12 protein-coding genes are annotated in these 12,421 nt (G+C 63.0%); 11 read left to right on the top strand and 1 reads right to left on the bottom strand.

All coding sequences use genetic code 11. From position 1 onward, the window contains the following. Positions 1-5 precede the first annotated feature (5 nt). From gmk to INT12_RS11830, 5 genes are all read left to right on the top strand, one after another. Complete coding sequence (gene gmk, locus INT12_RS11810; protein WP_017846059.1) at positions 6-626, top strand: guanylate kinase; 621 nt, start codon at positions 6-8, stop codon at positions 624-626. A 167-nt stretch (positions 627-793) separates the two neighbouring features. Then, on the top strand, positions 794-1,057 hold the full coding sequence (gene rpoZ, locus INT12_RS11815; protein WP_003176920.1) for a DNA-directed RNA polymerase subunit omega: 264 nt from the start codon (positions 794-796) through the stop codon (positions 1,055-1,057). Between the two features lie 60 nt (positions 1,058-1,117). Then, positions 1,118-3,223: a bifunctional GTP diphosphokinase/guanosine-3',5'-bis pyrophosphate 3'-pyrophosphohydrolase gene (gene spoT, locus INT12_RS11820; protein WP_017846060.1), complete on the top strand. Its 2,106-nt coding sequence runs from the start codon at positions 1,118-1,120 to the stop codon at positions 3,221-3,223. 24 nt (positions 3,224-3,247) lie between these two features. After that, the gene (locus tag INT12_RS11825) at positions 3,248-3,628 is read left to right on the top strand and encodes a RidA family protein (RefSeq protein ID WP_003176922.1); all 381 of its coding nucleotides are present in this window, start codon (positions 3,248-3,250) and stop codon (positions 3,626-3,628) included. A 56-nt stretch (positions 3,629-3,684) separates the two neighbouring features. Then, complete coding sequence (locus tag INT12_RS11830) at positions 3,685-4,428, top strand: hypothetical protein (RefSeq protein ID WP_017846061.1); 744 nt, start codon at positions 3,685-3,687, stop codon at positions 4,426-4,428. 128 nt (positions 4,429-4,556) lie between these two features. Here the strand turns inward: INT12_RS11830 and INT12_RS11835 are convergent, their stop codons facing one another. Continuing rightward, positions 4,557-5,408, bottom strand: coding sequence for an SDR family oxidoreductase (locus tag INT12_RS11835; protein ID WP_046488963.1), 852 nt, complete (start codon positions 5,406-5,408; stop codon positions 4,557-4,559). Between the two features lie 189 nt (positions 5,409-5,597). Between INT12_RS11835 and exbB the strand changes: the two genes are divergently transcribed. The 6 genes from exbB to INT12_RS11865 form a co-directional block, all read left to right on the top strand. Next, positions 5,598-6,569 (top strand): tonB-system energizer ExbB, encoded by a 972-nt coding sequence (exbB, locus tag INT12_RS11840; RefSeq protein ID WP_046488964.1) that lies wholly within the window; start codon positions 5,598-5,600, stop codon positions 6,567-6,569. Positions 6,570-6,575: 6 nt separating this feature from the next. Continuing rightward, positions 6,576-7,001: a TonB system transport protein ExbD gene (exbD, locus tag INT12_RS11845; RefSeq protein ID WP_017846064.1), complete on the top strand. Its 426-nt coding sequence runs from the start codon at positions 6,576-6,578 to the stop codon at positions 6,999-7,001. Continuing rightward, positions 6,998-7,747 (top strand): TonB family protein, encoded by a 750-nt coding sequence (locus tag INT12_RS11850; protein ID WP_193039549.1) that lies wholly within the window; start codon positions 6,998-7,000, stop codon positions 7,745-7,747. The genes exbD and INT12_RS11850 overlap by 4 nt, the downstream gene beginning before the upstream one ends. Before the next feature lie 229 nt (positions 7,748-7,976). Then, positions 7,977-8,897, top strand: coding sequence for a hydrogen peroxide-inducible genes activator (locus INT12_RS11855; protein WP_046488968.1), 921 nt, complete (start codon positions 7,977-7,979; stop codon positions 8,895-8,897). An 8-nt stretch (positions 8,898-8,905) separates the two neighbouring features. Continuing rightward, the gene (gene recG / locus INT12_RS11860; protein WP_017846067.1) at positions 8,906-10,981 is read left to right on the top strand and encodes an ATP-dependent DNA helicase RecG; all 2,076 of its coding nucleotides are present in this window, start codon (positions 8,906-8,908) and stop codon (positions 10,979-10,981) included. Positions 10,982-11,058: 77 nt separating this feature from the next. Beyond that, on the top strand, positions 11,059-12,421 hold a 1,363-nt coding region (locus INT12_RS11865), incomplete at its 3' end, for an aminoacyl-tRNA deacylase and HDOD domain-containing protein (RefSeq protein WP_193058856.1).

Below are 12,421 nucleotides of genomic sequence, written 5' to 3' on the forward strand. Positions count from 1 at the left end.
CTTCCATGACCCACAGCACCGGCACCCTTTACATCATTTCCGCCCCCTCGGGCGCGGGCAAGAGCAGCCTGGTCAAGGCCCTGACCGACGCTGACGAACAGATCCGCATCTCGGTGTCCCACACCACCCGCGCCATGCGCCCGGGCGAGGTGAACGGCGTTCACTATCACTTCGTCGAGCGCACCGAGTTCGTCAAGATGATCGAGCACGGCGCCTTCCTTGAGCGCGCCGAAGTGTTCGGCAACCTCTACGGCACCTCGCAAAGCCACCTGCAACAGACCCTGGACGAAGGCCACGACCTGATCCTGGAAATCGACTGGCAGGGCGCCGAGCAAGTGCGCCAGCTGATGCCCAAGGCGCGGTCGATCTTCATCCTGCCGCCGTCCCTGGAAGCCTTGCACCAGCGCCTGACCAACCGCGGCCAGGACAGCGACGCGATCATCGAAGGCCGCATGCGTGAAGCCGTCAGCGAAATGAGCCACTACGTCGACTACGATTACCTGATCATCAATGACGATTTTGCCCACGCTCTGGACGATTTGAAGGCGATTTTCCGCGCCAATCAGCTCCAGCAAAAACGCCAACAACAGCGTTTCGGCAAGTTATTGGCCGAACTGCTCGGTTGATCAGCTCTTCCCAAAACCGCTGCGAGGGCCTTACATTGGCACTTGCAGCGGTTTTGCGAGAGCCTGGGAAAAATCAGCGCTTCCCTAAACGCTGGTGATTTTTTAAACTGTTTAGTCCGCTCGCCCAACCGGGCAGCGCGCATCTTGCATTCGCTCCGAGGAATACCATGGCCCGCGTAACCGTTGAAGACTGCCTAGAACACGTGGATAACCGCTTTGAGCTGGTCATGCTCTCTACCAAGCGTGCCCGTCAACTGGCCACTGGCGGCAAAGAGCCCCTGGTCCAGTGGGAAAACGACAAGCCTACCGTTGTCGCTCTGCGCGAAATCGCTGAAGGCCTGATGAGCTACGAGTTCATCGCCAACGCCGAGATCGTTGAAGACGAACCGCTGTTTGCAGCGTTCGAGGACGAGTCCAACGAGGCCGTCTAAGCCTATGCCTGGTCGACGTAGCACGGCGCGGTGTCAACGCACGCGGCAGGAGTCCATCCTTTGCCGAGCATAGACGCCCTCGCCGATCGCTTATCGACCTACCTCGGCCCAGACCAGGTCAACCTGGTCCGCCGAGCGTATTTCTACGCCGAACAAGCCCACGACGGCCAACGCCGCCGCAGCGGCGAGGCGTATGTCACCCATCCTCTTGCGGTGGCCAATATTCTCGCCGACATGCACATGGACCATCAGAGCCTGATGGCCGCGATGCTGCATGACGTGATCGAAGACACCGGCATCGCCAAGGAAGCGCTCAGCGCGCAATTTGGCGAAACCGTGGCCGAACTGGTCGATGGGGTCAGCAAACTGACCCAGATGAACTTCGAGACCAAGGCCGAAGCCCAGGCGGAAAACTTCCAGAAGATGGCGATGGCCATGGCCCGGGATATCCGCGTGATCCTGGTCAAGCTGGCCGACCGGCTGCACAACATGCGGACACTGGAAGTGCTGTCCGGCGAAAAACGCCGGCGCATCGCCAAGGAAACCCTGGAAATCTACGCGCCTATCGCCAACCGGCTGGGCATGCACGCCATTCGTATCGAATTCGAAGACCTCGGCTTCAAGGCCATGCACCCGATGCGTTCGGCGCGCATCTACCAGGCGGTCAAGCGTGCCCGGGGCAACCGCAAGGAAATCGTCAACAAGATCGAAGAGTCGCTGAGCCATTGCCTGGCGATCGACGAGATCGAGGGCGAGGTCAGCGGGCGGCAGAAGCACATCTACGGCATCTACAAGAAGATGCGCGGCAAGCGCCGGGCCTTCAACGAGATCATGGACGTGTATGCGTTCCGGATCATCGTCGACAAGGTCGACACCTGCTACCGCGTATTGGGCGCTGTACATAATTTGTACAAACCCCTGCCGGGCCGCTTCAAGGACTACATCGCCATTCCCAAGGCCAACGGCTATCAGTCGCTGCATACCACGCTGTTCGGTATGCATGGGGTGCCGATCGAGATCCAGATCCGCACCCGGGAAATGGAAGAGATGGCCAACAACGGCATCGCCGCCCATTGGCTGTACAAATCCAGCGGCGACGAGCAGCCCAAAGGCACCCACGCCCGCGCGCGCCAGTGGGTCAAAGGCGTGCTGGAAATGCAGCAACGTGCGGGCAACTCCCTGGAATTCATCGAGAGCGTGAAGATCGACCTGTTCCCGGACGAGGTCTACGTGTTCACGCCCAAGGGCCGGATCATGGAGCTGCCCAAAGGCTCCACGGCCGTCGACTTTGCCTACGCCGTACACACCGATGTCGGCAACAGCTGCATCGCTTGCCGCATCAACCGGCGCCTGGCCCCGCTGTCGGAACCGCTGCAAAGCGGCTCCACCGTGGAAATCGTCAGCGCACCAGGCGCCCGGCCGAACCCGGCGTGGCTCAACTTCGTGGTCACCGGCAAGGCGCGTACCCATATTCGCCACGCCCTGAAACTGCAGCGCCGCTCCGAGTCCATCAGCCTGGGCGAACGCTTGCTGAACAAGGTGCTCAACGGCTTCGACAGCGCCCTCGAGAAAATCCCCGGCGAGCGCGTGCAAGCGATGCTCAGCGAGTATCGCCAGGAAACCATCGAAGACCTGCTGGAAGACATCGGCCTGGGCAACCGCATGGCCTATGTGGTCGCCCGTCGCCTGCTCGGCGAAGGCGAGCAATTGCCAAGCCCGGAAGGTCCGCTGGCGATTCGCGGCACCGAGGGCCTGGTGCTCAGCTACGCCAAGTGCTGCACGCCGATCCCGGGCGACCCGATTGTCGGGCACCTGTCGGCGGGCAAAGGCATGGTGGTCCACCTGGACAACTGCCGCAATATCAGCGAAATCCGCCACAACCCGGAAAAATGCATCCAGCTCTCGTGGGCCAAGGATGTCACCGGCGAATTCAACGTCGAGCTGCGGGTCGAGCTGGAGCACCAGCGCGGCCTGATCGCCCTGCTGGCCAGCAGCGTCAACGCGGCCGACGGCAATATCGAGAAAATCAGCATGGACGAGCGCGATGGTCGCATCAGCGTGGTCCAACTGGTGGTCAGCGTACACGACCGCGTACACCTGGCCCGCGTGATCAAGAAACTGCGCGCCTTGACCGGTGTGATCCGCATCACCCGCATGCGTGCATAGCCCACCTCTTACAAGGAGTCATTCATGACCAAGACTGTTATCACCAGCGACAAAGCCCCAGCCGCCATCGGCACCTACTCCCAGGCGATCAAGGCGGGCAACACCGTCTACATGTCCGGCCAGATCCCACTGGACCCAAAGACCATGGAACTGGTTGAAGGCTTCGAAGCACAAACCGTACAGGTCTTCGAAAACCTCAAGTCGGTCGCCGAAGCTGCCGGCGGTTCGTTCAAGGACATCGTCAAGCTGAACATCTTCCTCACCGACCTGAGCCACTTCGCCAAGGTCAACGAGATCATGGGCAAGTACTTCGAACAGCCTTACCCAGCCCGCGCCGCTATCGGCGTTGCTGCCCTGCCAAAGGGCGCACAGGTTGAGATGGACGCGATTCTGGTCATCGAGTAAAACACCCGGCGCAGCCTCCATAGGCTGCGCCGACTTCGTTTTAAAAGGATTTCATGATGCGCAAAGCGCTTGTAGCCTCTTCGTTGCTCGCCCTGTTGCTCGGCGGCTGTGCCAGCAACCCCGCCGACCTGGATGTGAGCGGCACCTGGATCAACCAGGTTGCCATCGACGCGGCAGCCAAGGGCGGCCCTTTGCGTGAAGCACTGCAGAGCTTTGGCCCGAACCTCGAGTGGGACGTCAACACCAAGGCCCTGCAGGCCCGCTACTACAACGGTTTTGAAGTAGCGGAAGGCAAGTTGCTCGGTGAGAAGCCCGGTGCCTGGAGCGTCGACTTCTACGGCAGCGCCGCCACCGATCTCAAGCGCAAAGGTCGGCAACTGCTGCAAGTGGCCAACGACAACGAGCCCGAACAGCTGTTTGCCCGCGCCAAGGAACCTGCACCGGAAGGCGCGCCATTGGGCGCCAACTTCGAGCGCGCGCTGTACGCCGCTTATATGGGTGGCGACTGGAAAATCGCCAACGGCAATGGCGAAGGCGCCACCGTGCAGTTCCAGGCCAACGGCCAAGTGGCCGGCCTGCCGGGCGCCGATCGATATTCGTTATGCCTGGCGGGTGATTGCGCCTCCATGAGCGGCGGCTACGACAGCATGTGGTTGCAACGCAACGGCGTGGGCAATGCGTGGATCTTTGCACGCAAGGGCAAGCAGCTGGAAATCTTCCAGGCGATCAATACCTCGCAGGCCGACGAAGTGCCCTCGTTTACACCGGGGCCACGCCAGTGGCTGCTTGAAAAACAATAACCGTCATCCCACAGACCTGAATGTGGGAGGGGCGGTGCGACGATTCGACTTGCTCCCGATCGCGGTGCATCAGCCACTACAACCGTGGCTGACAAAGCAAACCCCCTCCCACCTTTTCTGACCGCGGCTCAGCCCTTCAGGATGGCCGCGTAGCCTTCGCGATAACTCGGATACGTCGGCACCCAGCCCAACGCCTTGGCCCGGGCGTTGCTGCATTGCTTGCTCCCGGCGCGGCGCACACTGGCGTCATCGGACCATTGCGTCACACCCAGGTACTCACGCAACCAGGCCACCACCTCGGCCAACGGCGCCGGTGCGTCATCGACACCGATATAGATCCGATCCAGCGAACCGCCCTGCTCCACATGCCGCAACAAAAACGCCAGCAGGCCAGCCGCATCATCGACGTGGATCCGGTTGCCATATAAAGGCGGATCGATCGCCACGCGATAACCCTGGCGCACCTGCGTCAGCAGCCACTCGCGGCCCGGCCCGTAAATTCCGGTCAAGCGCACGATGCTCGCCGCAATGCCGCTGTTCAGCGCGACTTGCTCGGCTTCCAGCATCACCTGCCCGGAATAGCCTTTTGCCTGGGTCTCGGACGTTTCGTCGACCCATTCGCCCTGCTGCTGCCCATACACACTGCTGCTGGACACAAACAGCAGATGCTTGGGCTGCTGGCCGTAATCCTTCAACCACTCCAACACATGCTGCAACCCTTGCACGTAAGCGGCGCGATAACCGGCTTCGTCGTGATCCGTCGCCGCCGCGCAATACACCAGGTAATCCACCCCGCCGATCGGCCAGGTGTCAGGGCAATCCTTATTGAACAGGTCACCGGCAATGCCGATCACGCCATCGGGCAGGCGCGAAATATCACGCCGCAGGCCATGAACCTCCCATTCCGAGGCGAGCAATTGGCTGGCCAGCCGACTCCCCACATCGCCACAACCGGCAATCACAACAGAAGGCGCAGACATCACAAAACTCCGTACTGAAAGGTCTAGATTAGCCGTCGCAGGAGACCAGCGGCCAGAAAAAGGACAAATAAAGTTACTGTATTACTTCTGTTAACAAGAATTACTTGCAATAATAACGACCCATTTGTCCTCGACCTCGCAGGGTCTGGAAGGACGATCACTCATTTTTTTCTCTCAGGTCCGGCCAGCATGACACGTAATACACACCCCGCTTCGCCAACCAAACTTCACAGTCCATCCCGCGCCTGGCGTGCGATTGCGGCGCTGCTGTTCAGCGTACTGCTGGCACCGACCGCCGCATTCGCTGATGCCACCGCGCCGGCGGCTCCTGCTGCTGCCGAACAGAATGCCACCGTCGCCCCTGCGGTGCCGGCCGCCACAGACCCAGCCCAGGCTGCAGCGCCGGCCACCGCCGACGAGCCCGGCGTGGTGCTGGAAGAAAACAACACCCTTGGCATGGCCCACGACCTGTCGCCATGGGGCATGTACCAAAACGCTGACGTGGTAGTGAAAGCCGTGATGATCGGCCTGGCCATCGCCTCGATCATCACCTGGACCATCTGGATCGCCAAAGGCTTCGAACTGCTGGGCGCCAAGCGCCGCCTGCGCAGCGAGATCGTCCACCTGAAAAAGGCCACCACCCTCAAGGAAGCCAGCGAAACGGCGACCAAGAAGGGCACCCTGGCCAATACGCTGGTACACGACGCGCTGGAAGAAATGCGCCTGTCGGCCAACACCCGCGAAAAAGAAGGCATCAAGGAGCGCGTGGCGTTCCGTCTCGAGCGCCTGGTGGCAGCCTGCGGTCGTAACATGAGCAACGGCACTGGCGTGCTGGCGACCATCGGTTCCACCGCGCCGTTCGTCGGTCTGTTCGGTACCGTGTGGGGCATCATGAACAGCTTCATCGGCATCGCCAAAACCCAGACCACCAACCTCGCCGTCGTCGCTCCCGGCATCGCCGAAGCCTTGCTGGCGACCGCCCTGGGCCTGGTTGCCGCGATTCCCGCGGTGGTGATCTACAACGTCTTCGCCCGTTCGATTGCCGGCTACAAGGCCCAGGTATCGGACGCGTCGGCAGAAGTCCTGCTGCTGGTCAGCCGCGACCTCGATCACCTGCCTTCCGAGCGCAGCTCGCAACCGCACATGGTGAAAGTGGGGTAATCGGCCATGGGCCTGCATTTGAATCAAGGCGACGACGAACTCGTCGAGAACCACGAAATCAACGTCACGCCGTTTATCGACGTGATGCTGGTGCTGCTGATCATCTTCATGGTGGCGGCCCCCTTGGCCACCGTGGATATCAAGGTCGACCTGCCCGCCTCCAGCGCCAAACCCGCGCCGCGGCCGGAGAAACCGATTTTCCTCAGCGTCAAGGCGGACCAGCGCCTGTTCCTGGGCGAAGAAGAAGTCAAAGCCGAAACCCTGGGGCCGGCGCTCGACGCCAAGACCCAAGGCAAGAAAGACACGACGATCTTCTTCCAGGCCGACAAAGGCGTGGACTACGGCGACCTGATGAGCGTAATGGATGCCCTGCGGGCAGCCGGCTACCTCAAGGTCGGCCTGGTCGGACTTGAGACGGCAGCCAAAAAATGATCACGACGCGCCACAAACTGACGCGTTATGGCACCAGCCTCGCCGTCGTGCTGGGCGTGCATGCCATCGCGATTGCCATCGCGCTCCACTGGTCGGCGCCGCGCACGGTCCAGCTGCCACCGGCGGCCATGGTCATCGACCTGACGCCGATGCCCGCACCGCCGCCGCCGGCACCGCCCAAGGTGGTCACGCCGCCGCAGCCGCCCGCCCCGGTGGAAGAGCTGCCGCTGCCGAAACTGGCCGAAGCGCCCAAGCCGACGATCCAGGTGCCCAAGCCGGTCAAGCCCAAGCCGAAACCCCAGCCGCCCAAACCGGAGGAGAAAAAACCCGAGCCGCCCAAGGAGAAACCTTCCGAGACGCCGCCAAGCGACACGCCGCCGACCAATACACCGGCGGAGAAATCGGCCCAGCCCGCACCGGGCCCGTCGCCGCAACAGGTCGCCGCCAAAGCCTCCTGGGAAGGCGCCCTGCTGGCGCACTTGCAGAAGTACAAAAAGTACCCGCAAAGCGCGCAGAACAGTGGCAAGGAAGGCATGAATCGCTTGCGCTTCGTGGTCGATGCCGAAGGCAATGTGCTGTCCTACGAGTTGGTGGGCCGCTCCGGCAACGCCGACCTGGACCGCGCCACCCTGGACATGATCCGTCGCGCCCAGCCATTGCCCAAGCCACCGGCCGACATGGTGAAAAGCGGCAGCATCGAGATCGTCGCGCCGTTCGTTTACAACATCGAGAAGCGTCGCCGCTAAAGGCACGCGCAGGGCTATGTGAGAGGGGGCTTGCTCCCGATGACGGTACATCAGTCGACACATCCTCGACTGACCCATCGCCATCGGGAGCAAGCCCCTTCCCACATCGGGTTTTATCGCTTCAGCAAAATCTCGCACATTCCCCGCTCAATCCTTATCAAAGTTCTGATAACGTGTGTCTATCGATTGCAGCCGGTATGCTTGGCTCGCAACCTCATGGACGCCCGCTATGACTCTTACAGAATTACGCTACATCGTGACCCTCGCCCAAGAACAACACTTCGGCCACGCGGCCGAGCGTTGCCACGTCAGCCAGCCGACGCTGTCGGTGGGCGTGAAAAAGCTTGAAGACGAACTCGGTGTGCTGATTTTCGAGCGCAGCAAAAGCGCCGTGCGCCTGACCCCGGTCGGTGAAGGCATCGTTGCCCAGGCCCAAAAGGTCCTGGAGCAAGCCCAAAGCATTCGCGAACTGGCCCAGGCCGGCAAAAACCAGCTGACCGCGCCGCTGAAAGTCGGCGCCATCTACACCGTCGGCCCGTACCTGTTCCCGCACCTGATTCCGCAACTGCACCGCGTCGCGCCGCAGATGCCGCTGTATATCGAAGAAAACTTCACCCACGTGCTGCGCGACAAACTGCGCAACGGCGAGTTGGACGCGATCATCATCGCCCTGCCGTTCAACGAGGCTGACGTGCTGACCCTGCCGCTCTACGACGAGCCGTTCTACGTGCTGATGCCGGCCTCGCACCCGTGGACGCAGAAAGACAGCATCGACGCCAGCCTGCTCAACGACAAGAGCCTGCTGCTGCTCGGTGAAGGCCACTGCTTCCGCGACCAGGTGCTGGAAGCCTGCCCGACCCTGACCAAGGGCCACGACGGCGCCAAACACACCACCGTGGAATCCAGCTCCCTGGAAACCATTCGCCACATGGTCGCCTCCGGCCTGGGCATTTCGATCCTGCCGCTGTCGGCGGTGGACAGCCATCACTACGCCCCGGGCGTGATCGCCGTGCGCCCGCTCACGCCGCCGGTGCCGTTCCGCACCGTGGCGATCGCCTGGCGCGCCAGCTTCCCGCGGCCCAAAGCCATTGAAATCCTGGCCGACTCGATCCGCCTGTGTTCGGTGGCCAAACCGCCTGCTGCGAGCTGAGCCACTGTATGACTGAGCTGTCGCAGGTGTCGGTGACGGCACTCAAGGGTGTCGGCGAAGCCATGGCCGAGAAGTTGGCCAAGGTCGGCCTGGAGAACCTTCAGGACGTGCTGTTCCACCTGCCTCTGCGCTATCAGGACCGCACCCGCGTGGTGCCCATCGGTCATTTGCGCCCTGGGCAGGACGCGGTGATCGAAGGCACCGTAAGCGGCGCCGACGTGGTGATGGGCAAGCGCCGCAGCCTGGTGGTGCGCCTGCAGGATGGCACCGGCGGCCTGAGCCTGCGCTTCTACCATTTCAGCAACGCGCAGAAGGAAGGCCTCAAGCGCGGCACCCGCGTGCGCTGTTACGGCGAAGCACGCCCCGGCGCCTCGGGCCTGGAGATCTACCATCCGGAATACCGCGCCATTACGGGCGACGAGCCGCCGCCGGTCGACACCACCCTGACGCCGATCTACCCGCTGACCGAAGGCCTCACCCAACAACGCCTGCGCCAACTGTGCCAGCAGACCCTGACGATGCTCGGCCCGAAAAGCCTGCCCGATTGGCTGCCCGTGGAGCTGGCCCGCGACTATCAACTGGCGCCGCTGGACGATGCGATCCGCTACCTGCATCACCCACCGGCCGACGCGGACGTGGACGAACTGGCCCTCGGTCATCACTGGGCGCAGCACCGCCTGGCGTTCGAAGAACTGCTGACCCACCAACTGTCTCAGCAACGCCTGCGCGAGAGCATGCGCTCCCTGCGCGCCCCGGCGATGCCCAAGGCCACGCGCCTGCCCGCGCAGTACCTGGCGAACCTCGGCTTTGCGCCGACCGGTGCCCAACAGCGCGTGGGCAATGAAATCGCCTACGACCTCAGCCAGCCCGAACCCATGCTGCGCCTGATCCAGGGCGACGTCGGCGCGGGCAAGACCGTGGTCGCCGCCCTCGCCGCCCTGCAGGCACTCGAAGCCGGTTACCAGGTGGCGCTGATGGCGCCCACTGAGATTCTCGCCGAGCAGCACTTCATCACCTTCAAGCGCTGGCTCGAACCGCTGGGCCTGGAAGTGGCGTGGCTGGCGGGCAAACTCAAAGGCAAAAACCGCACAACCGCGCTGGAGCAGATCGCCAGCGGCGCACCGATGGTGGTGGGCACCCATGCGCTGTTCCAGGACGAAGTGCAGTTCAAGAACCTTGCGCTGGTGATCATCGACGAACAGCATCGCTTCGGCGTGCAACAGCGCCTGGCCCTACGCCAGAAAGGCGCGGGCGGGCGCATGAGCCCGCACCAACTGATCATGACCGCCACGCCGATCCCGCGCACCCTGGCCATGAGCGCCTACGCCGACCTCGACACCTCGATCCTCGACGAACTGCCGCCCGGCCGCACCCCGGTCAATACCGTGCTGGTCACCGACTCCCGGCGCGTGGAAGTCATCGAGCGCGTGCGCGGCGCCTGTGCCGAAGGCCGCCAGGCGTATTGGGTATGCACGCTGATCGAAGAGTCCGAAGAGCTGACCTGCCAGGCCGCCGAAACCACTTACGAAGACCTCACCAGCGCCTTGGGCGAACTCAAGGTCGGGCTGATCCACGGGCGCATGAAACCGGCGGAAAAAGCCGCGGTGATGGCGCAATTCAAGGCCGGCGACCTGCAACTGCTGGTGGCCACCACGGTGATCGAGGTCGGGGTGGACGTGCCCAACGCCAGCCTGATGATCATCGAAAACCCCGAGCGTCTGGGCCTGGCGCAACTGCACCAGCTACGCGGCCGCGTCGGCCGGGGCAGCGCGGCCAGCCACTGCGTGCTGCTGTATCATCCGCCGCTGTCGCAGATCGGCCGTCAACGCCTGGGCATCATGCGTGAAACCAACGACGGTTTTGTCATCGCCGAAAAAGACCTCGAACTGCGCGGCCCCGGCGAGATGCTCGGCACCCGCCAGACCGGCCTGCTGCAATTCAAGGTCGCCGACCTGATGCGCGACGCCGACCTGCTGCCGGCAGTGCGCGATGCGGCCCAGGCCCTGCTCGAGCGTTGGCCGGATCACGTCAGCCCGCTGCTGGATCGCTGGCTCAGGCATGGGCAGCAATACGGCCAAGTGTGACGCCTGTTTCACTTATCCGACCAACATTTGTATCAAGCTGGTTATACTCCAAAGACTGTACGAATTTGGATCAGGCCATGTCAGAAGTTGCCCACGCCGCCGCACCACTGACCGCCCCGCCGGTTATTCGGGCGCTGCTCGCGAAACTCTCCATCAGCTATACGGAAGTCGCCGAACATCCGGGCCTGAACCCTGCGCGAAAGATCCAGGCGGTGCTGCTGGAAGATGCGGTGGGCGCGCTCATGGTGCTGTTCCCGCAGAACCAGTTGCTCGACCTCAACCGCCTGACCGAACTCACCGGCCGCCGCCTGACATCGGTGTCGCCGGAACGTATCGAACGCATGCTCGGCAAGCATGACCTCAGCCTGCTGCCCGGCCTGCCGGCGCTGACCAGCTCACCTTGCCTGTATGAAGGCAGCCTGCTCGATGAGTCGAGCCTGCTGGTTCACTCGGGCGAAGCCGGTTTGCTGCTGGAGATCGCCAGCGCCGACTTCAAGACCATGCTGACCAAGGCCAGCGCCGCTCAATTCGGCGAGCCGCTGAGCAACATCCGGCCCAACCTCGACCGGCCCCATGATGACCGCGAGGAAATCACCCAGGCCATGCAGGCGTTCACGGCCCGGCGCATCCAGCAACGCCTGGAAGCGACCATCGAGATTCCGCCGCTGGCCGACACTGCGCAGAAAATCATCAAACTGCGCGTCGACCCCAACGCCACCATCGACGACATCACCGGCGTGGTCGAAACCGACCCGGCGCTGGCCGCCCAGGTGGTCAGCTGGGCCGCCTCGCCCTATTACGCCTCGCCGGGCAAGATCCGCTCGGTGGAAGACGCCATCGTGCGGGTGCTGGGCTTCGACCTGGTGATCAACCTGGCACTGGGCCTGGCCCTGGGCAAAACCCTGAGCCTGCCCAAGGACCACCCGCACCAGGCCACGCCGTACTGGCACCAGTCGATCTACACCGCCGCCGTCATCGAAGGCCTGACCCGCGCCATGCCGCGCGCGCAACGCCCGGAAGCCGGCCTGACCTACCTGGCCGGTCTGCTGCACAACTTCGGTTATCTGCTGCTGGCCCACGTGTTTCCGCCGCACTTCTCGCTGATCTGCCGACACCTGGAGGTCAACCCGCACCTGTGCCACAGCTATGTGGAGCAGCATTTGCTGGGTATCAGCCGCGAACAGATCGGCGCCTGGCTGATGCGCTACTGGGACATGCCGGACGAACTGTCCACCGCCCTGCGCTTCCAGCACGACCCGTCCTACGACGGCCAATACGCCGAGTACCCCAACCTGGTGTGCCTGGCCGTGCGTCTGCTGCGCAGCCGGGGCATCGGCTCCGGGCCGCACGAAACCATCCCCGACGAGCTGCTTGAACGTTTGGGCTTGAGCCGTGACAAGGCTGAAGAAGTCGTGGCCAAGGTGCTGGATGCCGAGGTGC

It is taken from the genome of Pseudomonas sp. K8, assembly GCF_014889455.1.
Classification (GTDB): Bacteria; Pseudomonadota; Gammaproteobacteria; order Pseudomonadales; family Pseudomonadaceae; genus Aquipseudomonas; species Aquipseudomonas veronii.

Bases quoted from the DNA above. Each gene is read 5' to 3' on its own strand.
- gmk (WP_017846059.1), top strand. From the start codon at position 6: ATGACCCACAGCACCGGCACCCTTTACATCATTTCCGCCCCCTCGGGC.
- rpoZ (WP_003176920.1), top strand. From the start codon at position 794: ATGGCCCGCGTAACCGTTGAAGACTGCCTAGAACACGTGGATAACCGC.
- INT12_RS11825 (WP_003176922.1), top strand. From the start codon at position 3,248: ATGACCAAGACTGTTATCACCAGCGACAAAGCCCCAGCCGCCATCGGC.
- INT12_RS11830 (WP_017846061.1), top strand. From the start codon at position 3,685: ATGCGCAAAGCGCTTGTAGCCTCTTCGTTGCTCGCCCTGTTGCTCGGC.
- INT12_RS11835 (WP_046488963.1), bottom strand. From the start codon at position 5,408: ATGTCTGCGCCTTCTGTTGTGATTGCCGGTTGTGGCGATGTGGGGAGT.
- exbB (WP_046488964.1), top strand. From the start codon at position 5,598: ATGACACGTAATACACACCCCGCTTCGCCAACCAAACTTCACAGTCCA.
- exbD (WP_017846064.1), top strand. From the start codon at position 6,576: ATGGGCCTGCATTTGAATCAAGGCGACGACGAACTCGTCGAGAACCAC.
- INT12_RS11850 (WP_193039549.1), top strand. From the start codon at position 6,998: ATGATCACGACGCGCCACAAACTGACGCGTTATGGCACCAGCCTCGCC.
- INT12_RS11855 (WP_046488968.1), top strand. From the start codon at position 7,977: ATGACTCTTACAGAATTACGCTACATCGTGACCCTCGCCCAAGAACAA.
- recG (WP_017846067.1), top strand. From the start codon at position 8,906: ATGACTGAGCTGTCGCAGGTGTCGGTGACGGCACTCAAGGGTGTCGGC.